The organism is Streptomyces sp. NPDC048659 (genome assembly GCF_040650575.1).
GTDB lineage: Bacteria > Actinomycetota > Actinomycetes > Streptomycetales > Streptomycetaceae > Streptomyces.
Genome location: NZ_JBEZHM010000050.1, coordinates 1 through 20,077, shown reverse-complemented (window position 1 = coordinate 20,077; position 20,077 = coordinate 1). Strand labels below are relative to the sequence as shown.

Sequence of the window (20,077 nt, the reverse complement as noted above, 5' to 3'; positions counted from 1 at the left end):
CCAGCCCTTCGCGCGGAAGAATGGGACCATGAGCCAGCAGCCCGCCGAGGTCCCGGTCCAGCCGTCCGCGAAGCCCGCGAAGTCCGCGAAGTCCGCGAAGCCCGCCGCTTCCGCCGCGAAGGCGTCCGCCCAGCCGTCCCTCGGGTCCCTCGCCGCCCACCGCCCGCACGCCGTGAACGGCGCGGCCGCGAGCGACCTGGAACCCGACATCGACGCCGACCTCGACGCGTACGAGGACGGCGACGACGCCGGGGAGCTGCCCCAGGGCCGCTTCCTCGACCGGGAGCGGAGCTGGCTCGCGTTCAACGAGCGGGTCCTCGAACTGGCCGAGGACCCGTCCACCCCCCTCCTCGAACGGGCGAACTTCCTCGCGATCTTCGCCTCGAACCTCGACGAGTTCTTCATGGTCCGCGTCGCCGGCCTCAAGCGCCGCATCGCCACCGGCGTCGCCACCCGCTCCGCCTCCGGGCTCCAGCCCCGCGAGGTCCTCGACCTGATCTGGACCCGCTCCCGCGAGCTCATGGCCCGGCACGCCGCCTGCTTCCAGCAGGACGTCGCCCCGGCCCTCGCCGACGAGGGCATCCACCTGATCCGCTGGCCCGAGCTGACCGAGAAGGAGCAGGCGCGGCTCTTCACGCTCTTCCGGCAGCAGATCTTCCCGGTCCTCACCCCGCTCGCCGTGGACCCGGCGCACCCCTTCCCGTACATCTCGGGGCTCTCGCTCAACCTCGCCGTCGTCGTCCGCAACCCGGTCAGCGGCCACCGCCACTTCGCCCGCGTCAAGGTCCCGCCGCTGCTCTCCCGCTTCCTGGAGGCGTCCCCCGAGCGCTACGTCCCGCTGGAGGACGTCATCGCCGCGCACCTGGAGGAGCTGTTCCCCGGCATGGAGGTGCTCGCCCACCACATGTTCCGGGTGACCCGCAACGAGGACCTGGAGGTCGAGGAGGACGACGCCGAGAACCTGCTCCAGGCCCTGGAGAAGGAGCTCATGCGGCGCCGCTTCGGCCCGCCGGTGCGCCTGGAGGTCGAGGAGTCCATCGACCCGTACGTCCTCGACCTGCTGGTCCGCGAGCTGAAGATCTCCGACGCGGAGGTCTACCCGCTGCCCGGCCCGCTCGACCTCACCGGCCTCTTCGGCATCGCCTCCCTGGACCGGCCCGAGCTGAAGTACCCGAAGTTCGTCGCCGGCACCCACCGCGACCTCGCCGAGGTCGAGTCCGCCTCCGCGCCCGACATCTTCGCCGCGGTCCGCGAGCGGGACGTGCTGCTGCACCACCCGTACGACTCCTTCTCCACCTCCGTCCAGGCGTTCCTGGAGCAGGCGGCGGCCGACCCGGACGTCCTCGCGATCAAGCAGACGCTGTACCGCACCTCCGGCGACTCCCCGATAGTCGACGCGCTGATAGACGCCGCCGAGTCCGGCAAGCAGGTCCTCGTCCTCGTCGAGATCAAGGCGCGCTTCGACGAGCAGGCCAACATCAAGTGGGCGCGCAAGCTGGAGGAGGCCGGCTGCCACGTCGTCTACGGACTGGTCGGGCTCAAGACCCACTGCAAGCTCTCCCTGGTGGTACGCCAGGAGGGCGAGGTGCTGCGCCGCTACTCGCACGTCGGCACCGGCAACTACCACCCGAAGACCGCCCGGCTCTACGAGGACCTCGGCCTGCTCACCGCGGACCCGCAGGTCGGCGCCGACCTCTCGGACCTGTTCAACCGGCTCTCCGGCTACTCCCGCCGCGAGACCTACCGGCGCCTGCTCACCGCCCCCAAGTCGCTCCGCGACGGCCTGGTCACCCGGATCAACAAGGAGGTCGCCCACCACCGCGCCGGGCGGCCCGCCTACGTCAAGATCAAGGTGAACTCGCTGGTCGACGAGGCGATCATCGATGCCTGCTACCGGGCCTCCCAGGCCGGCGTCCCCGTCGACATCTGGGTCCGCGGCATCTGCGCCGTACGCCCCGGCGTCGAAGGGCTCTCCGACAACATCCGGGTCCGCTCGATCCTCGGGCGCTTCCTGGAGCACTCCCGGGTCTTCGCCTTCGGCAACGGCGGCGAACCCGAGGTCTGGCTCGGCAGCGCCGACATGATGCACCGCAACCTGGACCGGCGGATCGAGGCCCTCGTACGGGTCTCCGACCCCGCCCACCGGGCCGCCCTGACCCGGCTCCTGGAGACCGGGATGTCCGACACGACCTCCTCCTGGCACCTGGGCCCGGACGGGAACTGGACGCGGCACGCGACCGATCCCGAGGGCCAGCCGCTGCGGCACGTCCAGGAGATGCTCATCGACGCGCGGAGGCGCCGGCGTGCACAACCCTGACATCACCTCCGAGGTCTCGGCCGGCGAGGTGCTCGCCCCCTATCTGCACGCGCGGGCCGCGGACTTCCTCCGCGGCCTGCGGCTGCACGGGGACAGCGGCGCCGACACCGCGGGCGCCGAGGAGGCCACCCGGACGCTGCGGGCCGCCGCCCGCCGCATCGGCGGCACCCTCCACACCTTCCGGCCGCTCCTCGACCCCGGCTGGGCCGACCAGCTCCGCACCGAGCTGGCCTGGCTCTCCGGCACCCTGGCCCTGGAGCACGCCTGCACCTCCCGGCTGGTCCGGCTGGTGGACGCGCTGTCCCGGCTCTCGGGCGGCGGCGCGGGCCTGACCAGGACCTCCGGGCCCATCCCCGCCGCCCGCCGCACCGAGGGCGGCGGGCCCGGCCTCACCATGGGCGCCGCCCGCGCCGGCGCGCTCCTGGAACGCCAGCTCACCCTGGCCAGGACCCGCGCCCACTCCGCCGCCCTCCAGGCCCTCGGCTCCGCCCGCTTCCACGCCGTCGCGGACTCCGTCGCCCTGCTCGCCTCCGAGGTCCCGCTGGGCCCGGCCGGCGCCTCCCCGGCCGTCGAGGTCCTGGACGCCCCGGCCGCCGCCGTCGAGGTCCGGCTGCTCGACGCCGTCGCCGCCCTCCCGCTGGCCCGCGCCGCCCACCCGTACAACGCCGAGGCCCTCGGGCTGGCCGCCGGCGAGCAGCAGGACGCTCCCTGGCACCAGACCCGCGCCCTGCTGCGGCTGCACCGCTACGCCGCCGAGGTGCTGCACGCCGGCGCCGCACCGGACCCGGTGCTGTACGAGGCGGCCGGGGCCCTGGAGCGGCACCGCGACGCCGCCGAGGCCGCCGCCGCCGCGGCCGCCGCCGCCCGCACCCCCCGGATCGCCCCGGCCACCGCGTACGCCCTCGGCGTGCTCCACGCCGACCAGCGGCACGACGTGGAGGCGGCCCGCTTCGGCTTCCAGCGCGCCTGGGCCCGGGCGACGGCCGGCGTGCCGTGATCCTCGCCGCCGGCTGCGTCCTGTGGCGCCCCGGCCCCTCGGGCCGGGGCATCGAGATCGCCCTGGTGCACCGCCCGAAGTACGGGGACTGGTCTCACCCCAAGGGCAAGCTGAAGCGCGGCGAGAGCCTGGCCGCCTGCGCGCTGCGCGAGGTACGGGAGGAAACCGGCCACTCCTGCGAGCTGGGCGCCCGCCTGCCGAGCCTCCACTACCCGGTGAACGGGCAGCCGAAGGAGGTCCACTACTGGGCCGCGCGCGCCCTCGGCGGCGCCTTCGTCCCCTCCCGTGAGGTGGACGTCCTGGCCTGGCTGCCCCCGGCCGCCGCCCGCGCCCGGCTCACGCGGCCGCGGGACCGGGAGCTCCTCGACGCGTGCCTCTCGACAACGAGCAGGTAACGGCCCGCACCTCACCTTCCGGCACGGTTCACTTCCCGTTCACTCTCCCCCGCCGACCACGTCACCTGTTCTGCCTAATTTCGGCTGTACAAGGTGCACGGCACAGCCCGGGCGCCCACCACCCCGACACACGCCGCCGTAGAACGTTCAGGACAGCAAGGTCCACCCCAGGCGGCTCCTGGAAGGAACACCCGAAAGTGAAGCTTTCGCGAAACGGGCTTCGCGCCTCCGCGATCGGTGCCCTCGTCGTCTCCGGCGCGCTCGTTCTCTCGGCGTGTGGTTCGGACAACAACACCGAGCCCACCAAGGACGGCGGCAAGACCTCCGCCGCCGCGTCGAACGTCAAGTGCGACGGCGCCAAGGGCCAGCTCCTCGCCGCCGGCTCCAGCGCGCAGAAGAACGCGATGGACCTGTGGGTCAAGAACTTCCAGGCCGCCTGCGCCGGTGTCGAGGTCAACTACCAGGGCATCGGCTCCGGCGGTGGCATCACCAAGTTCAACCAGGGCCAGGTCGCCTTCGCCGGCTCCGACTCCGCCCTCAAGGACGAAGAGGTCGCCGAGTCCCAGAAGATCTGCAAGGGCGGCAAGGGCGTCAACCTGCCGATGGTCGGCGGCCCCATCGCCATCGGCTACAAGCTGGACGGCGTGGACAACCTGGTCCTGGACGCCCCCACCCTGGCCAAGATCTTCGACGTCAAGATCACCAAGTGGAACGACCCGGCGATCGCCAAGCTGAACCCGGGCGCCAAGCTCCCCGGCTCCACCATCCAGGCGTTCCACCGCTCGGACGAGTCCGGCACCACCCAGAACCTGGGCAAGTACCTCTCGGCCACCGCCCCGGCCGACTGGAAGTACGACCCGAAGTCGAAGTCGTGGCCCGCCCCGGACGGCCAGGCCGCCAACGGCTCCTCCGGCGTCGCCACCGCGGTCAAGGACGCCGAGGGCTCCATCGGCTACTTCGAGCTCTCCTACGCGACCGCCAACAAGATCTCCACGGTCAGCCTGAACACCGGTGCCGCCGCCCCGGTCGCCGCCACCGCGGAGAACGCCTCCAAGGCCATCGCCGCCGCCAAGATCAAGGGCACCGGCAGCGACCTGGCCCTCTCCCTCGACTACACCACCAAGGCCGAGGGCGCCTACCCGCTCACCCTGGTGACGTACGAGATCGCCTGCGACAAGGGCAACAAGGCGGACACCCTGCCGACCCTGAAGGCGTTCCTCAACTACACCGTCAGCGAGGAGGGCCAGAAGATCCTCTCCGACGCCGGCTACGCCCCGCTCCCGGCCGAGATCGCGGCCAAGGTCCGCGAGATCGTCCCCACCCTGTCCTGACCCCCCGGCCGGGCCGGCCCCTCACCTCCCGTGGAGGGGCCGGCCCGGCATCCGGTGCACCGCCGCCAGGAGCCCGTACGCCCCCCGTACCGGCCCCGCAGACCGGAGAAGCAGATGGCTACGACATCACCCGACACACCTGACATACGGAGCAGCCGCCGCGCCACGAGCGTGGGCCGCGCCGGGGACCGCGTCTTCAGCGGACTCTCCCGCGGCTCCGGCATCACCCTCCTCGTGATCATGGCCGCGATCGCGGTCTTCCTCACGTACCGCGCCGTCCTCGCGATCTCGCAGGACAGCACCAACTTCTTCACGACCTTCGAGTGGAACCCCGCCGCGAACCCGCCGGTCTTCGGCATCGCGGTCCTCGCCTTCGGCACGGTCGTGTCCTCGGTGATCGCCATGGCGATCGCCGTGCCCGTCGCGATCGGCATCGCGCTCTTCATCTCGCACTACGCCCCGCGCAAGCTGGCCAAGCCGCTCGCGTACGTGGTCGACCTGCTCGCCGCCGTCCCCAGCATCATCTACGGCCTGTGGGGCGCGATCTTCCTCGTCCCGTACCTGGACGGCCTCAACAAGTGGCTCGACCAGTACCTGGGCTGGACGTACATCTTCGACAAGTCCAGCGACGGCGTCGCCCGCAACATGTTCACCGTCGGCATCCTGCTGGCGATCATGATCCTCCCGATCATCACCAACGTGACCCGCGAGGTCTTCCTCCAGGTCCCGCGGATGCACGAGGAGGCCGCGCTCGCCCTCGGCGCCACGCGCTGGGAGGTCGTCCGCATGTCGGTGCTGCCCTTCGGCCGCTCCGGCATCATCTCCGCCTCCATGCTCGGCCTCGGCCGCGCCCTCGGCGAGACGATGGCCGTCGCCGTCGTCCTCTCCCCCAGCTTCGTGCTCTCGGGCCACCTGCTCGACCCGGGCGGCGGCACCTTCGCCCAGAACATCGCCGCGAAGTTCAACGAGGCCAACGAGTTCGGCCGGGACGCCCTGATCGCCTCGGGCCTCGTCCTCTTCGTCATCACCCTGCTGGTCAACGGCGCCGCTCGCATGATCATCGCGCGCCGCAAGGAGTACTCGGGGGCGAACGCATGAGCCACGCCATACAGGAACGCCCGGTGGCCACGGCCGAACCGCGCCGCTCCCTCTCCCACGCGCGCCTCCCCCGCTGGACCCCCGCCGCCATCGCGGTCGGCTCGATCGCCGCGGGCTGCGGCATCGGCCTCGCCGCCGGCTGGCACAGCAGGATCCAGTGGGGCATCATCGCCGCCCTGCTCTTCGTCCTCGCCACCTACGCGATCACCACCAAGGTGGAGGGCTCGCGCCAGGCCAAGGACCGCGTCGCGACCAGCCTCGTCTGGGTCTGCTTCGTCCTCGCCGTCGTCCCGCTGCTCTCGCTCGGCTGGGTCACCGTCAGCAAGGGCCTGGAAGTCCTCGACCCGTACTTCCTCACCCACTCGATGAACGGCGTCCTCGACGCCGAGGCCGGCGGCGGGCTCTACCACGCGCTGCTCGGCACCATCGAGCAGGTCGCCATCGCGACCCTGATCGCCGCGCCCATCGGGCTGCTCACCGCGGTCTACCTCGTCGAGTACGGCGGCGGGAAGCTGGCCCAGGCCGTCACCTTCTTCGTCGACGTCATGACGGGCATCCCGTCGATCGTCGCGGGCCTGTTCATCCTCGCCACCTGGAACCTGATGCTGGGCTTCGGGCCCTCCGGGTTCGCCGGCGCCATGGCCCTCGCGATCCTGATGATGCCGGTCGTCGTCCGCTCCACCGAGGAGATGCTGAAGCTCGTCCCGAACGAGCTGCGCGAGGCGTCCCTCGCCCTCGGCGTCCCCAAGTGGCGCACGATCCTCAAGGTGGTCCTGCCCACCGCGATCGGCGGCATCACCACGGGCGTCATGCTCGCGGTCGCCCGCATCACCGGCGAGACGGCCCCCGTCCTGCTCCTCGTGTTCGGTACGAAGCTCATCAACCCGAACCCCTTCGAAGGCGCCCAGTCCTCCCTGCCGCTCTACGTGTACGAGCAGTACGCGGTCGGCACCGACGCCGCCGTGGCCCGCGCCTGGGCCGCCGCGCTCGTCCTGATCGCCTTCGTCATGATCCTCAACATGGTGGCCCGCGGCATCGCCCGCTGGAAGGCCCCCAAGACCGGCCGCTGACCGCGGCGAAACTGGAAGTGATTCAGATGGCCAAGCGAATCGACGTCAGCGGCCTCTCCGCCTACTACGGCAGCCACAAGGCGATCGACGACATCTCCATGACCGTCGAGCCCCGCTCCGTGACCGCCTTCATCGGCCCGTCCGGCTGCGGCAAGTCCACCTTCCTGCGCACCCTGAACCGGATGCACGAGGTCACCCCCGGCGGCCGCGTCGAGGGCAAGGTGATGCTGGACGACGAGAACCTGTACGGCGCCAACGTCGACCCGGTCGCGGTCCGCCGCACCGTCGGCATGGTGTTCCAGCGCCCCAACCCCTTCCCCACCATGTCGATCTTCGACAACGTGGCGGCGGGCCTGCGCCTCAACGGCAGCTACAAGAAGTCCGAGCTCGCCGAGATCGTCGAGCGCTCCCTCAAGGGCGCCAACCTCTGGAACGAGGTCAAGGACCGCCTCAACAAGCCCGGCTCCGGCCTCTCCGGCGGCCAGCAGCAGCGCCTGTGCATCGCCCGCGCCATCGCGGTCGAGCCCGACGTCCTGCTGATGGACGAGCCCTGCTCGGCGCTCGACCCGATCTCCACCCTCGCCATCGAGGACCTGATCGGCGAGCTCAAGGAGCGCTTCACGATCGTCATCGTGACGCACAACATGCAGCAGGCCGCCCGCGTCTCCGACCGCACGGCCTTCTTCAACCTGGCGGCCGTCGGCCAGCCCGGCAAGCTCATCGAGCTGGACGACACCGAGCGCATCTTCTCCAACCCGAGCGTCCAGGCGACCGAGGACTACATCTCCGGCCGCTTCGGATAGCCCACCGACCATGCGGCCTGGCCGCGTGGCGTCTGCGGTGCTGCATGGCGGTGCCACCGCACGACGAACAGGGCCCGGCTCCCCCACAGGGGAGCCGGGCCCTTCTACGTGTCCCGGGGGTGCTAACCGAAGACCAGCGCCACCGCGTAGTAGCTCACCGCGGCGACCAGCGCCGCCGCCGGCATGGTGATGAACCAGCCGAGGATGATGTTCTTGGCCACGCCCCAGCGCACCGCGTTGACCCGCTTGGTGGCGCCCACACCCATGATCGCCGAGGTGATCACATGGGTGGTGGAGATCGGCGCGTGGAAGAGGAACGCCGAGCCGAACATGATCGAGGCACCGGTGGTCTCCGCCGCGAAGCCCTGCGGCGGGTCCAGCTCGATGATCTTGCGGCCGAGGGTCCGCATGATCCGCCAGCCGCCCGCGTACGTGCCCAGCGACAGCATCACGGCACAGGCGATCTTCACCCAGACCGGGATCTCGTCGCCCGCCTGCTGCACGTCGGCGATGACCAGGGCCATCACCACGATGCCCATGGTCTTCTGCGCGTCCTGGAGGCCGTGGCCCAGCGCCATGCCGGCCGCCGAGACGGTCTGCGCGATGCGGAAGCCGCGCTTGGCCTTGTGCGGGTTGGCCTTGCGGAAGAGCCAGAGGATGACGCACATCACCAGGTAACCGGCGATGAGACCGATCACCGGCGACAGGAACATCGGGATGACGACCTTGTCGAGCACCCCGCCCCAGATGACCTCCGTGCCACCGGCGAGCGCCGCGCCCACCATGCCGCCGAACAGGGCGTGCGAGGAGGAGGACGGCAGCCCGAAGTACCAGGTGACGAGGTTCCAGATGATCGCGCCGACCAGCGCCGCGAAGAGGATGCCCATCCCCTTGTCGCCGTGCGGCGTCTCGATCAGGCCCTCGCTGACCGTCTTGGCGACCCCGCTGCCCATGAAGGCACCGGCGAGGTTCATGACCGCCGCCATCGCCAGGGCGGCCCGGGGGGTCAGCGCCCGGGTCGACACCGAGGTGGCGATGGCGTTGGCGGAGTCGTGGAAGCCGTTCGTATACGTGAAGCCGAGCGCGACACCGATGGTCACGATCAGAGCGAAGGTGTCCACGAAGCTCAGGACTCCTTGACCGCGATGGTCTCCACCGTGTTGGCCACGTGCTCGAAGGCGTCGGCCGCCTCTTCCAGGACGTCCACGACCTGCTTCAGCTTGAGCACCTCGATGGCGTCGTACTTGCCGTTGAAGAGGTGCGCGAGGAGCTTGCGGTGGATCTGGTCCGCCTGGTTCTCCAGCCGGTTGACCTCGATCCAGTACTCGGTGAGGTTGTCCATGGTCCGCAGGTTCGGCATGGCCTCGGCGGTGAGCTCGGCGGCCCGCGCCAGCACCTCGATCTGCTGCTCGACGCCCTTGGGCAGTTCCTCGATGTTGTAGAGGACGACCAGGTCGACGGCCTCCTCCATGAAGTCCATGATGTCGTCGAGGGAGGACGCGAGGGAGTAGATGTCCTCGCGGTCGAACGGCGTGATGAACGAGGAGTTCAGCTGGTGGAAGATGGCGTGGGTCGCGTCGTCGCCGGCGTGCTCCGCTGCCCGCATCCGTTCCGCGATCTCGGCCCGGGCGGACGCGTCCGCTCCGAGCAGTTCCATCAGGAGCTTGGCGCCCGTGACGATGTTGTCCGCGGAAGCGGCGAACATGTCATAGAAGCTCGTCTCCCTGGGGGTCAGACGAAATCGCACGTGGGGTCCTCGGGGTGCTGGGTTTCGGTCAGGCTGATGCTAGGCGCATCATCCGGCCACGGCTAACCGGCGTCCCTTCAGTGTCCTCCATCAGGCACAGTGATCTGCACGGGGCCCGCACCGTTTCCGCGGGGATCGGTACCATATACCCACGAGGGGTATACCCCCCCTTTCTGGACAACGGGAGGACGCGATGACGACCACCGAGGCGGAGCAGCTCACCCCCGAGGTCACGGCCGACCCGGCGGTCGCCGCCGCCGGCGGCACGGACCACGACCACGGTGTGCACGGCTACCACAAGCAGAAGGACGAGCACCTCAAGCGGCTGCGCCGCATCGAGGGCCAGATCCGGGGACTGCAGCGCATGGTCGACGAGGACGTGTACTGCATCGACATCCTCACCCAGGTCTCGGCGTCCACGAAGGCCCTGCAGTCCTTCGCGCTCCAGCTCCTGGAGGAGCACCTGCGGCACTGCGTCGCGGACGCGGCGACCAGCGGCGGAGACATCGACGCCAAGGTCGAGGAGGCCACCAAGGCCATCGCCCGCATGCTGCGCACCTGAGCCCCCGCGCGGGCCCCCGCCGGGGCCCGGGCGGGGCCCGGCGGGGCCTAGCCGGCGCGCCGGGCGCCGACCCGCAGGACCTCGTCGATACGGTCGGCGCTCAGCCGCTCCTCGGCGGCGGCCGAAGCCGCGATGATCAGCTCACCGCACAGTTCGATCTCGGCCAGGGCGATGCACTCGGGGTCGCTGAGCGCGGTCGCGGTGGCGGGCGGCGGAGCCATGCGCTTTCACCTCTTCCTGCCGGAGTCGGTATCCCAGCGTAGGGAGCGACCTACGGAACGCACATGACACGTCCGGGCCATTTGGCCATGGCCACGCCGGTCCGCGCGCCGGTCGGCGCCCCGCTCAGACCTTGACCTTCCCGGCGTAGATGTCCCGGTGGTCCGGCAGCGTGACCGTCACCCGCGCCCCGAACCCGTACAGCAGCGTCGTCGACGCCACGGCGACCGTGCGCCCCTGGTTGCTGAAGCTGAACTGGTGCCGGACCTTGCGCAGCAGCCCCTCCGCGTCCAGATACGCGTCGAAGGGCACGGTGTCCGTGGTGAACCCTTTCGCCGCCGCCGCGAGCGCCCCGCGCACCTGCGGCGAGGCGCGCCGGGCGGCCTCCCCGATGTCGGCGACGCCCCGGTAGTGCCGCACCTTCACCCCCGCGAGGTCCACCTCGCCCACGTACACCACCGACCGCGCGCCGCGCAGCAGCTCGGCGGCGGCGGCCGGGTCGGTGGCCCCGCCGGTGACCAGATTGCCGTCGTCGAGGGTGGTGGTGTCCACCCGCACCCACTTGTCGGCGGGGACCCCGGCGCCCCGGTTCTTCATGTACAGCGCGCCGGGCGCCAGCAGCTCCGTGATCGGCCGGTGCTCGCTCTCGCCCGCCGCGTCCTTCGGCAGGATCACCTGGAGGCTGCCGGTGCGGCGGCGGAAGTCGTAGCCGCCCTCGCCGCGGATCGTCACCCGGGTCCCGCCGGAGGCCATCTCCATCGAGGTGCTGGCCTTGGACGAGCCGGCCCGCGCGAGCGCCTCGGCCGCGCCCCGTACCGTCTGCGCCGGGTCGCCGCCCGGCTCGGCGTCGTCTCCGGGGCCCGAGCAGCCGCCGACGGTCACCGTCCCCATGAGCGCGGCGGCGACGGCCCACGCCCCGCCCGAGCGTCCGTTCCGCACCAGCATCGCCTGCCAACCCCCAACGCCGTACCGTGTCCGGGTCCCACCCGTCCGGATAACGACGGTCGGAGCGGCCCGTCACGCGCAGTACCGTGGAGGGCGTGCATCAGACGGAGACCACGGAGCGCGGTTCCTTCGCCATCGCCCGGTGCAGCTGCGGCTGGATCGGGCCGGCCCGCAGATCCCGCGAACGGGCCCGCACGGACGCCGCGGACCACTTGGCCTCGGCCGGATCCCAGCGCCTGACACCGGAACCGGCCGGGCACCCCTAGGAGCGGGTTCCTAGGCGGCGAGGTCCCGCTCCCCCGAGGCCGTCCGGGTCTCGGGCATTCCCACCGTCCCGGCCGGCGCCGGACGCTCGTCGGCGCCCCGCGCGCGCACCAGCGGCGCCCCGCGCGGGGAGCGGGCGACGGCGGAGACGACCGGGGTGAGCAGGGCCAGCGCGGGCGGCGCGAGGAGCAGCGCGACGGCGGTGCCGAGCGCGAGGCCGCCGATGACGTCGGTCGGGTAGTGCACGCCCATGTAGACGCGGCAGAAGCCCTCGACGAGCGCGAGCCCGATGGCGAACAGGCCGAAGCGGCGGTGCGCCACGAAGATCCCGACGGCGATGGCCATCGCCATGGTGGCGTGGTCGCTGACGAAGGAGAAGTCGGTCTTGCCCTGGACCAGGACCTCCAGGCCCTGGTGGTCGTTGAACGGCCGGGGCCGCTCGACGAAGCCGCGGATCGGGATGTTGACCAGCAGCGCGACGGCGGCCGCGAGCGGGGCCCAGATCAGCGCGGCGAGCCCGGCGACCGAGTCGGCGAGGGTGCCGCGGCGGCGCAGGCTCCACCAGCAGCCGAGCCCGAGGAGGACGAGGCCGAGCATGATGCCGTACTCGCCCACGAAGCCCATGACGCGGTCGAACCACGGCGGGGCGGCCTTCGCCAGCCCGTTGATGTCGTAGAGCAGGCCGACATCGGGGTTCGAGCCGTCCGATGCGAGTCCAGCCATCTGCTGCGGCCCCTTGCTGTGTGTGGGTGGTGTCCAACCCCCGCGGTCGGAGTGGTCGGATCGGTGAACGATCCACCCGAAGGCAGCGTTCCGCTCTCCGCCCAAGATCACGAGGACGTTATCGAAAGGTGACGGGCCGTCGTGTCACGGGGCCGCCGCCGGACGATGACTTCCGGCCAGCCCCCGCCGCGCGGCCCGCCGCCGCGGCAGCTACTGCGGCAGCCCCTTGGGCAGCGCCGCCGCCCCGTCCGCCGTCACCCGGGTCGCGCCGAAGTAGTCCGGGGTGTCGATCCGGTCGAAGCGGATCACCGCCCCGGTGCGCGGGGCGTCGATCATGTAGCCGCCGCCCACGTAGATGCCGACGTGCCTGATGGCGCGCGAGTTGGTGAGGTCGTCGGAGAAGAAGACCAGGTCCCCGGGGAGCAGCTCGTCGCGGCTCGGGTGCGGCCCCGCGTTGTACTGGTCGTTGGCCACCCGGGGCAGCTCGATCCCGACCTCCAGATACGCCGCCTGGGTCAGTCCGGAACAGTCGAACCGGCCATTCTGCGCCGCCGTGCCCGTGCCGCCCCACAGATACGGGGTGCCGAGCTTGCGCTGCGCGTAGTCGATCGCCCCGGCCGCCTGCCGCGAGGGGTCGACCCGGCCCACCGGGCGGGCGAAGCTCTTCTCCAGCGAGCGGATGATCCGCACGTAGTTCTGCGTCTCGCTGATCCGGGGCACCCCGCCGGACCTGATGACCCGGTAGGCGCCCGCGTTGTACGCGGCCAGCATGTTGTTGGTCGGGTCGCCCGGCACGTCCTTCACGTACCCGGCGAGCTCGCAGTCGTACGAGGCGGCCGAGGGGATCGCGTCCGCCGGGTCCCACACGTCCCGGTCGCCGTCCCCGTCCCCGTCGATGCCGTGCCCGGCCCAGGTGCCCGGGATGAACTGCGCGATGCCCCGGGCGTTCGCCGGGGACACGACCGTCGGGTTCCAGCCGCTCTCCTGGTAGAGCTGCGCGGCGAGCAGCGCGGGGTTGATGGCCGGGCAGAGGTTGCCCCACTTCTGCACCAGCCCCTGGTACGCGGCGGGCACGGCCCCCTTCGCCAGCGCGACGGTCCCGTTCCGCCCGGCGCCGGCACCGCCGATGAGCCCGGCCGCCGCCGAGTACGTACCGACGACGATCAGGGCGACGAAGCTGAGGCAGACACCGAACACCCCACCGGCCACCAGCCATGCCCCGCGCGCCTTACGCACCGTCAACCACCCCTCGGCTCCTGGCAGTACGCCCCGACGCGCCAGTCTAGGCGCGACGCTCCCGCTCGTCCCCCCTGACGACTCCGGCGCCGCCCCAAAGGTGCCACAACGACAATCATTGCCCGGAGTCACCCTCCGTGATACACAGAGTGACCATACGCGTCTTCGCATCCAAACCGGCCGCACCGTCGCAGGTCAAGACGGTCGGATCGGTCACGTGTGCGGTGATCGGGTAAAGAGAGCCGCCAAGCCGTCACACGCGAGCGGTTTCATCAGCGAAGATAGGTCGACGACCCATGCCGTCCGGCAGGGGCCGACGAACTACCCAACAGGGGCGGTGAGTTACATGTACCTGGCGGCCGAGAAGGGCGACATCACCACCATCATCGGTGGAATCGCCCCGAACTGGGGGCCTTTCGGGAGCCTGGGCGCCGAGGCCAAGGTGATGATCGAGGTCGTGATGGCCGTGGCCATCCTGCTCTGCCTCGGCATCGCCATCTGGGGAGCCGCCAAGCAGCGGATCGGTGCGACCGCGCTGCGCGACACCTTCAGCGCCGAACAGGGCAAGGGCCTGATCGTCGCCGGACTGACCGGCGTCTTCATCATCGGCTCACTGGGGACGCTCTTCACCATCGTGTACGGGATGGCCGTCTAACCCGTTTCTCACCACCGAGGTCGCGTTCCCTGATGTCCAGTCACCACGCCGCGCCCGCGCGGCACACCGTACGGCCCCCGTCGCCGTACCCGCGCACGGCCGAAGGGGCGTACCCGGCATGAGCCTCGGCGACGAACACGACGGCCAGACCCGCACCCGGCTCCCCGAGACCGGCGCCCCCCGTCCGCCCGCCCGCAGCTCCCGCTCCCTCATCGCGGTCGTCGGCGTCGTGGTGCTGCTCATCGCCGCCATCGCGCTCGCCAACCGCGGCGGCGGCACCCCCTCCGACGCCAAGTCGGGCTCCGCCGACACGCCCGCGCGCGGGGGCGCCGCCACCGCGGCCACCGGCACCCGCCCGGTCACCGGCCGCAGCGGCGACATCCCGGCCGGCTTCGCGCGCGACGAACAGGGCGCCCAGAGCGCCGCGGCCAACTACGCCGTCGCCCTCGGCTCGGTGGACATGTTCCAGCGCGGCCCCCGCGAGAGCATCATCCGCGCCACCCACGACCCCTCGGTCGCCGACGCGCTGGTGAAGAACCTCGACACCTCCTACTCCACCGCGTTCCTGGCCACCATCGGCCTCGACGCCAACGGCACCGCCCCCACCGGACTCACCTTCGTCTCCCGCACCATCCCGGTCGGCACGAAGATCAAGGACTTCACCGGCGAGACCGCCACCGTGGAGGTCTGGTCCACGGGACTCGTCGGACTCGCCGGCGAGGGCTCCACCAAGCCGGTCACATCGACGTGGTTCACCCTCACCGAGAAGCTCCGCTGGACCGGCGACGACTGGAAGATCACCGGCTCGGACCAGATCGAGGGCCCCACACCCGTCAACGGCGACAACCGCGCCTCGCTCGCGGACGACATCGCCAAGGCCGTCGAGGGTTACGGAGGCTTCACCTATGCCCGCTAGCCGACGCTCCCCGCTGCGCACGCTCGCCGCGGGCGCCGCCACCGTCCCCGCCGCCCTCGTCCTCCTCGCCTCCCGGGCGTACGCGGCCCCGACCCCGACCCCCACCCCCACGGCCCCCGGCTCGACCCCGTCGCCGGGGGCGTCGAACAACCCGTGCGCGCTGATCGTGGGACAGGCGCGGGAGTACTGCGAGAACGGACAGCGCGCGGGCGGCGGCGCGCCCCGGATCACCGACCCCACCAGCAATCCCGACCCGCTGGCCTCCCTCGCCAACGGCTGCGCCAAGGCCGCCGCCTGGGTAGTCGACACCCTCTCCACCGCCGTGAAGGAAACCGCCCAGGTCGACTTCACCAACACCCAGTTCCTCGGCCGCTACGCCATCGTCTTCGCCGCCGCCACCTTCCTCACCCTCCTCCTGTGGCTGCTCGCCGTCGCCAAGCGCGCCATCCGCGGCGTGCCGCTGACCACCGCGATCTCCGAGGCCATCGGCTTCCTCTGGCTGACCGTCCTGGCCTCCGCGTTCACCCCGCTGATCCTCTACACCGTCGTCAACGCCACCGACGCCGTCACCGAGGTCATCGCCTCCGGCACCGGCCAGCAGACCGACGTCTTCTTCGGCAGCTTCAAGCAGGCCCTGGAGAAGGGCGACAGCATCGGCGGCGGCCCGATCATGCTGATCATCGTCTCCCTGGTGACCGTCCTCGCCGCCGGCGTGCTCTACCTCGAACTCGTCCTGCGCGCCGTCCTGCTCTACGTCGGCGCCCTCCTCGGCGTCGTCGTCTACGCCGGGCTCGTCGACAAGAACATGTGGGGCCACGTCCGCCGCTGGGCCGGCATCATGATCGCGGTGATCCTGGTCAAACCGGTCATCGTCATCGTGCTCGGACTCGCCGGCGCGCTCTCCTCCGGCACCGGCCCGGACGCCTTCTCCGCCGTCGTCTCCGGCCTCGCGATCATCCTGCTGGCGATCTTCGCCTCCGCCATGATCTACCGCTTCGTGCCCGGCTTCGGCGACGAGATCGTCGCCTCCCGCGACAACCGCCTCCACCGCGCCGGCGAGAACACCGCCGCCGCCGTGATCTCCTCCCCCGCCTCCCTCGTCTCCCAGGGCATCAAGACCCACAGCACCCGGGGCGACGGCGGCTCCTCCGGCAGCGGCGGCGGCGCCCCCCGCCCCGCCAACCCGCTCGCCGGCGGCGTCGCCGCCCACAGCAGCCGCGGCACCGGCGGCTCCGGCGCCACGCCGCCGCCCCCGCCCCGCAGCGGCAGCCCCACCGCGGGCACTCCGCACACCAGCCGTAGCAGCAACAGCAAGAACTCAGGAGGTGGAGGGCGTTGACGACCCAGTCCCAGCCGGTCGCGCCCCGCCGCACGTATCTGATCGGCCGCGCCCGGCCGAACGCGATCGTCGGCAAGAACCGCGAGACCGGCGAGATCGCGCTGATCATCGCCGGTGCCTTCCTCGGCATGATGAGCGGGCTGATCGTCCCCGTCCTGTCCCTGCGCATCGCGCTGCTCACCGGCTTCCCGATGCTCGCGCTCGCCGCGGTCTACGTCCCGTACAAGCACCGCACGTTCTACAAGTGGTTCGAGATCAACCGCAGCTACAAGCGGATGCTCAAGCGCGGCACCGCCTACCGCTCCGCCACCATCGAGGCCGGCACCCGCCTCGACGGCCGCGAGGTCGAGGTCGGCCCGCCCCCGGGCATCGGCCGCGTCGGCTGGCTCGCCGCCCCCTTCGGCCCCGACGAGATCGCCGTCCTGCTCCACGCCGACCGGCGCACCGTCACCGCCGCCATCGAGATCGAGGGCCCCGGCGTCGGCCTGCGCGACTCCGAGGACCAGGAAGCCCTCGTCGACCGCTTCGGCACCCTGCTCAAGCACGTCGCCAACGGGGACGGCTTCGTCACCCGCCTCCAGATGCTCGCCCGCACCCTCCCCGCCGACCCCGACGCCCACGCCAAGGACGTCGCCCAGCGCGGCGACCACCACGCCCCCGGCTGGCTCCAGGAGTCGTACGAGCAGCTCCAGTCGATGGTCTCCACCTCCAGCGAGCAGCACCGCGCCTACCTCGTGGCCTGCATGCACTACACCCGCGAACTCGCCGCCGAGGCCAACGCCATGGCCCGCGCCGCCCGGCACGCCTCCGGCGCCCGCAAGCTCGACCGGGACGCCGGCCTCGCCGTCGTCATGGCCCGCGAGCTCACCGACATCTGCGCCCGCCTCGCCGAGGCCGACATCCGCGTCCGCCAGCCCCTCGGCCAGTCCCGCCTCGCGTCCCTCGTGCACTCCATGTACGACCCGGACCACCCGATCGACCACATCCAGGCCATGTCCAAGAGAAACGCCTGGCCGGCCGAGCTGGACGCCATGGAGGCCACCTACCTCCAGGCCAAGACCCGCGAGTCCGCCACCCGCGCCCCCTGGTGCCACGCCACCGCCTGGGTCAAGGAGTGGCCGATGACCCCCGTCGGCGTCAACTTCCTCGCCCCGCTCCTCGTCCACACCCCCGACGTCATCCGCACGGTCGCCGTCACCATGGACCTGGAGCCCACCGAGGTCGCCATCGAGCGGATGCTCACGGAGAAGACCAACGACGAGGCCGAGGCGTCCCGGCAGGCCAAGATGAACCGCACCGTCGACCCCCGCGACATCGCCGCCCACGGCCGGCTCGACCAGCGGGGTGAAGATCTCGCCAGCGGCGCCGCGGGAGTCAACCTCGTCGGGTACATCACCGTATCGTCGCGCTCCCCCGAGGCCCTGGCCCGGGACAAGCGCACGATCAGGGCCTCCGCCGGCAAGTCGTACCTGAAGCTGGAGTGGTGCGACCGCGAGCACCACCGGGCCTTTGTGAACACCTTGCCGTTCGCGACCGGCATCCGCCGCTAGGGCCGAAGGGGCACAGACCGATGCGAGATCCGCTGTCCGTCCTCACCGAAGCCTTCACCTCCTTCCTGTTCGGCAAGGTCGAGTCGACCCGCCTGCCCGTGCGCACCTCCACGGGCCAGGCCCAGGCCGTCTACCTGCCGACCGCGGCCCCCGGCCTCGGCGACTCCGGCGTGATCATCGGCCGCGAGGTCTACAGCGGCAAGGGGTACATCTACGACCCCTTCCAGCTGTACGGCCAGCAGCTCCCGGCCCCCCACTGGCTGGTCCTCGGCGAGTCCGGAAACGGCAAGTCGGCGCTGGAGAAGACCTACGTCCTGCGCCAGCTCCGCTTCCGCGACCGCCAGGTCGTGGTCCTGGACGCCCAGGGCGAGGACGGCGTCGGCGAATGGAACCTCATCGCCCAGGAGCTGGGAATAACCCCCATCCGCCTGGACCCGATGGTCGCCAACGACGACGGCATCCGCCTCAACCCCCTGGACCCCTCGATCACGACAACAGGCCAGCTGGCCTTGCTCCGCACGATCATCGAGGTGGCGATGGGCCACGGCCTGGACGAGCGCAGCGGCTTCGCGCTCAAGGTCGCCCACGCCTACGTCAACGAGCACGTCACCGACCGCCAGCCGATCCTCACCGACATCGTCGAACAACTGCGCCACCCCGAGGCGGAGTCCGCCGAGGCGATGAACGTCGACATAGACGATGTACGGGCCTGGGGCCTGGACGTCGCCCTCGTCCTCGACCGCCTGGTCGACGGCGACCTGCGCGGCATGTTCGACGGCCCCACCACGGTCGGCATCGACCTGGACGCCCCCCTCATCGTCTTCGACCTGTCCCACATCGACCGCAACAGCATCGCCATGCCGATCCTCATGGCAATCGTCGGCGTCTGGCTGGAACACACCTGGATCCGCCCCGACCGGAAGAAGCGCATCTTCCTCGTCGAGGAGGCATGGCACATCATCAACAGCCCCTTCGTGGCCCAGCTGTTCCAGCGCCTCCTGAAGTTCGGCCGCCGCCTCGGCCTGTCCTTCGTGGCAGTGGTCCACCACCTCTCCGACGTGGTCGACGGAGCAGCGGCGAAAGAAGCGGCAGCCATCCTCAAAATGGCCTCGACCCGCACCATCTACGCCCAGAAAGCCGACGAGGCCCGCAACACGGGCCGCGTCCTGGGCCTCCCCCGCTGGGCGGTGGAGATCATCCCGACCCTCACCCCCGGCATCGCGGTCTGGGACGTCAACGGCAACGTCCAGGTCGTGAAACACCTCATCACCGAACGAGAACGCCCCCTGGTCTACACGGACCGCGCGATGACCGAGTCGTCCAGCGACCCGGAACTCGAATGGGAGACGGAGCAGCGCGCGATCCTCATCGAGCAGCAGCTCAACGACCCGCATTCGACGGTGGCGTAAGAGATGCAGCGAGAACGACACCAGGCCGCCGGCGGCATCCCCGACGGCCTGGTGGTGGGCCTCCTGGCCCTCCTCCTCAGCCTGACCGTCCTCCTCTGGACGGCGACGGGCCTGGCCGCCCTGCTCGCCCACGGAGCCTGGCCCGAGGGCATCGCCTTCAGCCACACCCCCGAGGCCCTCCGCAGCCTCATGACGGCACCCACGGACCTGGCCGCGGCCTGGCCGCAGACACCACCCGGCATGCTCCCCGGCTACGGCCTCTTCTGGGGCATCGCCATCGGCGAGGCCATGATCCTGGCCGTCCTCACCGTCTTCGCCCTGGGCACCCTGGCCCGCTGGAAGGCGGTACGGACGAACCGCAGGGCGGGCCTGTACGAGAAGCCCGCCGCACCCGGCGACGGCGAGCAGGGGGCCGGCGTTGGGGCTGGATCACGCCGAAGGCCGCGCCGGGCGGGCCGGAGCTGCCGTACGCGTACAACGTCCGGCGCAGCGTCCTCGACC

Annotated in this window: 20 protein-coding genes and 1 pseudogene; 15 read left to right on the top strand and 6 right to left on the bottom strand. The window is 71.3% G+C overall.

Going from position 1 to position 20,077, the window contains the following annotated elements:
- Positions 1-28 precede the first annotated feature (28 nt).
- From AB0C99_RS30170 to pstB, 7 genes are all read left to right on the top strand, one after another.
- The gene (locus AB0C99_RS30170) at positions 29-2,317 is read left to right on the top strand and encodes an RNA degradosome polyphosphate kinase (protein ID WP_362481716.1); all 2,289 of its coding nucleotides are present in this window, start codon (positions 29-31) and stop codon (positions 2,315-2,317) included.
- Complete coding sequence (locus tag AB0C99_RS30165) at positions 2,304-3,314, top strand: CHAD domain-containing protein (RefSeq protein ID WP_362481713.1); 1,011 nt, start codon at positions 2,304-2,306, stop codon at positions 3,312-3,314. Before AB0C99_RS30170 ends, AB0C99_RS30165 begins: the two co-directional genes overlap by 14 nt.
- Entirely contained in the window at positions 3,311-3,709 is a 399-nt protein-coding gene (locus AB0C99_RS30160; RefSeq protein WP_362481710.1) for an NUDIX hydrolase, read from the top strand. Before AB0C99_RS30165 ends, AB0C99_RS30160 begins: the two co-directional genes overlap by 4 nt.
- Before the next feature lie 197 nt (positions 3,710-3,906).
- Positions 3,907-5,040, top strand: coding sequence for a phosphate ABC transporter substrate-binding protein PstS (pstS, locus tag AB0C99_RS30155; RefSeq protein WP_362481707.1), 1,134 nt, complete (start codon positions 3,907-3,909; stop codon positions 5,038-5,040).
- Positions 5,041-5,154: 114 nt separating this feature from the next.
- Positions 5,155-6,138, top strand: coding sequence for a phosphate ABC transporter permease subunit PstC (gene pstC / locus AB0C99_RS30150; protein ID WP_362481704.1), 984 nt, complete (start codon positions 5,155-5,157; stop codon positions 6,136-6,138).
- Positions 6,135-7,208 carry a phosphate ABC transporter permease PstA gene (gene pstA / locus AB0C99_RS30145; protein WP_362481701.1) on the top strand — a complete coding sequence of 358 codons (1,074 nt, stop codon included), beginning with the start codon at positions 6,135-6,137 and terminating at the stop codon, positions 7,206-7,208. Before pstC ends, pstA begins: the two co-directional genes overlap by 4 nt.
- A gap of 26 nt (positions 7,209-7,234) precedes the next feature.
- On the top strand, positions 7,235-8,011 hold the full coding sequence (gene pstB, locus AB0C99_RS30140) for a phosphate ABC transporter ATP-binding protein PstB (RefSeq protein ID WP_362481699.1): 777 nt from the start codon (positions 7,235-7,237) through the stop codon (positions 8,009-8,011).
- A gap of 122 nt (positions 8,012-8,133) precedes the next feature.
- Here pstB and AB0C99_RS30135 read toward each other — a convergent pair whose 3' ends face one another.
- Together AB0C99_RS30135 and AB0C99_RS30130 are read right to left on the bottom strand one after the other, a co-directional pair.
- Entirely contained in the window at positions 8,134-9,132 is a 999-nt protein-coding gene (locus AB0C99_RS30135) for an inorganic phosphate transporter (RefSeq protein ID WP_362481696.1), read from the bottom strand.
- A gap of 5 nt (positions 9,133-9,137) precedes the next feature.
- Positions 9,138-9,758 (bottom strand): DUF47 family protein, encoded by a 621-nt coding sequence (locus AB0C99_RS30130; RefSeq protein WP_046908551.1) that lies wholly within the window; start codon positions 9,756-9,758, stop codon positions 9,138-9,140.
- 193 nt (positions 9,759-9,951) lie between these two features.
- On the opposite strand from AB0C99_RS30130, the gene AB0C99_RS30125 reads away from it, so the two are divergent.
- Positions 9,952-10,320: a metal-sensitive transcriptional regulator gene (locus AB0C99_RS30125; protein ID WP_362481693.1), complete on the top strand. Its 369-nt coding sequence runs from the start codon at positions 9,952-9,954 to the stop codon at positions 10,318-10,320.
- Positions 10,321-10,367: 47 nt separating this feature from the next.
- On the opposite strand, the gene AB0C99_RS30120 is transcribed toward AB0C99_RS30125, so the two are convergent.
- Positions 10,368-10,541 (bottom strand): hypothetical protein, encoded by a 174-nt coding sequence (locus AB0C99_RS30120; RefSeq protein ID WP_362481690.1) that lies wholly within the window; start codon positions 10,539-10,541, stop codon positions 10,368-10,370.
- A gap of 124 nt (positions 10,542-10,665) precedes the next feature.
- The gene (locus AB0C99_RS30115; RefSeq protein ID WP_362481688.1) at positions 10,666-11,484 is read right to left on the bottom strand and encodes a hypothetical protein; all 819 of its coding nucleotides are present in this window, start codon (positions 11,482-11,484) and stop codon (positions 10,666-10,668) included.
- A gap of 86 nt (positions 11,485-11,570) precedes the next feature.
- Between AB0C99_RS30115 and AB0C99_RS30110 the strand changes: the two genes are divergently transcribed.
- Complete coding sequence (locus AB0C99_RS30110) at positions 11,571-11,750, top strand: hypothetical protein (protein ID WP_362481685.1); 180 nt, start codon at positions 11,571-11,573, stop codon at positions 11,748-11,750.
- Between the two features lie 10 nt (positions 11,751-11,760).
- Here the strand turns inward: AB0C99_RS30110 and AB0C99_RS30105 are convergent, their stop codons facing one another.
- Together AB0C99_RS30105 and AB0C99_RS30100 are read right to left on the bottom strand one after the other, a co-directional pair.
- Positions 11,761-12,471 carry a phosphatase PAP2 family protein gene (locus AB0C99_RS30105; RefSeq protein WP_362481683.1) on the bottom strand — a complete coding sequence of 237 codons (711 nt, stop codon included), beginning with the start codon at positions 12,469-12,471 and terminating at the stop codon, positions 11,761-11,763.
- A gap of 210 nt (positions 12,472-12,681) precedes the next feature.
- Complete coding sequence (locus tag AB0C99_RS30100) at positions 12,682-13,713, bottom strand: bifunctional lytic transglycosylase/C40 family peptidase (protein ID WP_362481680.1); 1,032 nt, start codon at positions 13,711-13,713, stop codon at positions 12,682-12,684.
- A 340-nt stretch (positions 13,714-14,053) separates the two neighbouring features.
- Between AB0C99_RS30100 and AB0C99_RS30095 the strand changes: the two genes are divergently transcribed.
- The 6 genes and pseudogenes from AB0C99_RS30095 to AB0C99_RS30070 all read left to right on the top strand — a co-directional run.
- On the top strand, positions 14,054-14,362 hold the full coding sequence (locus tag AB0C99_RS30095; protein ID WP_046908545.1) for a hypothetical protein: 309 nt from the start codon (positions 14,054-14,056) through the stop codon (positions 14,360-14,362).
- Positions 14,363-14,480: 118 nt separating this feature from the next.
- Positions 14,481-15,278, top strand: coding sequence for a hypothetical protein (locus AB0C99_RS30090; RefSeq protein ID WP_362481677.1), 798 nt, complete (start codon positions 14,481-14,483; stop codon positions 15,276-15,278).
- A complete protein-coding gene (locus AB0C99_RS30085) occupies positions 15,268-16,617 on the top strand; it encodes a hypothetical protein (protein ID WP_362481674.1) in 1,350 nt (449 codons plus the stop codon). The genes AB0C99_RS30090 and AB0C99_RS30085 overlap by 11 nt, the downstream gene beginning before the upstream one ends.
- Complete coding sequence (locus AB0C99_RS30080; protein ID WP_362481671.1) at positions 16,614-18,167, top strand: SCO6880 family protein; 1,554 nt, start codon at positions 16,614-16,616, stop codon at positions 18,165-18,167. Before AB0C99_RS30085 ends, AB0C99_RS30080 begins: the two co-directional genes overlap by 4 nt.
- Before the next feature lie 20 nt (positions 18,168-18,187).
- Complete coding sequence (locus AB0C99_RS30075; RefSeq protein WP_362481669.1) at positions 18,188-19,576, top strand: ATP-binding protein; 1,389 nt, start codon at positions 18,188-18,190, stop codon at positions 19,574-19,576.
- Positions 19,577-19,579: 3 nt separating this feature from the next.
- Positions 19,580-20,077: pseudogene (locus tag AB0C99_RS30070) on the top strand (type VI secretion protein); the annotation flags it as partial.

Coding starts and splice junctions, on each gene's coding strand:
- AB0C99_RS30170 (WP_362481716.1), top strand. CDS start 29: ATGAGCCAGCAGCCCGCCGAGGTCCCGGTCCAGCCGTCCGCGAAGCCC.
- AB0C99_RS30125 (WP_362481693.1), top strand. CDS start 9,952: ATGACGACCACCGAGGCGGAGCAGCTCACCCCCGAGGTCACGGCCGAC.
- pstB (WP_362481699.1), top strand. CDS start 7,235: ATGGCCAAGCGAATCGACGTCAGCGGCCTCTCCGCCTACTACGGCAGC.
- AB0C99_RS30085 (WP_362481674.1), top strand. CDS start 15,268: ATGCCCGCTAGCCGACGCTCCCCGCTGCGCACGCTCGCCGCGGGCGCC.
- AB0C99_RS30095 (WP_046908545.1), top strand. CDS start 14,054: ATGTACCTGGCGGCCGAGAAGGGCGACATCACCACCATCATCGGTGGA.
- pstC (WP_362481704.1), top strand. CDS start 5,155: ATGGCTACGACATCACCCGACACACCTGACATACGGAGCAGCCGCCGC.
- pstA (WP_362481701.1), top strand. CDS start 6,135: ATGAGCCACGCCATACAGGAACGCCCGGTGGCCACGGCCGAACCGCGC.
- AB0C99_RS30090 (WP_362481677.1), top strand. CDS start 14,481: ATGAGCCTCGGCGACGAACACGACGGCCAGACCCGCACCCGGCTCCCC.
- AB0C99_RS30115 (WP_362481688.1), bottom strand. CDS start 11,484: ATGCTGGTGCGGAACGGACGCTCGGGCGGGGCGTGGGCCGTCGCCGCC.
- AB0C99_RS30120 (WP_362481690.1), bottom strand. CDS start 10,541: ATGGCTCCGCCGCCCGCCACCGCGACCGCGCTCAGCGACCCCGAGTGC.
- AB0C99_RS30105 (WP_362481683.1), bottom strand. CDS start 12,471: ATGGCTGGACTCGCATCGGACGGCTCGAACCCCGATGTCGGCCTGCTC.
- AB0C99_RS30075 (WP_362481669.1), top strand. CDS start 18,188: ATGCGAGATCCGCTGTCCGTCCTCACCGAAGCCTTCACCTCCTTCCTG.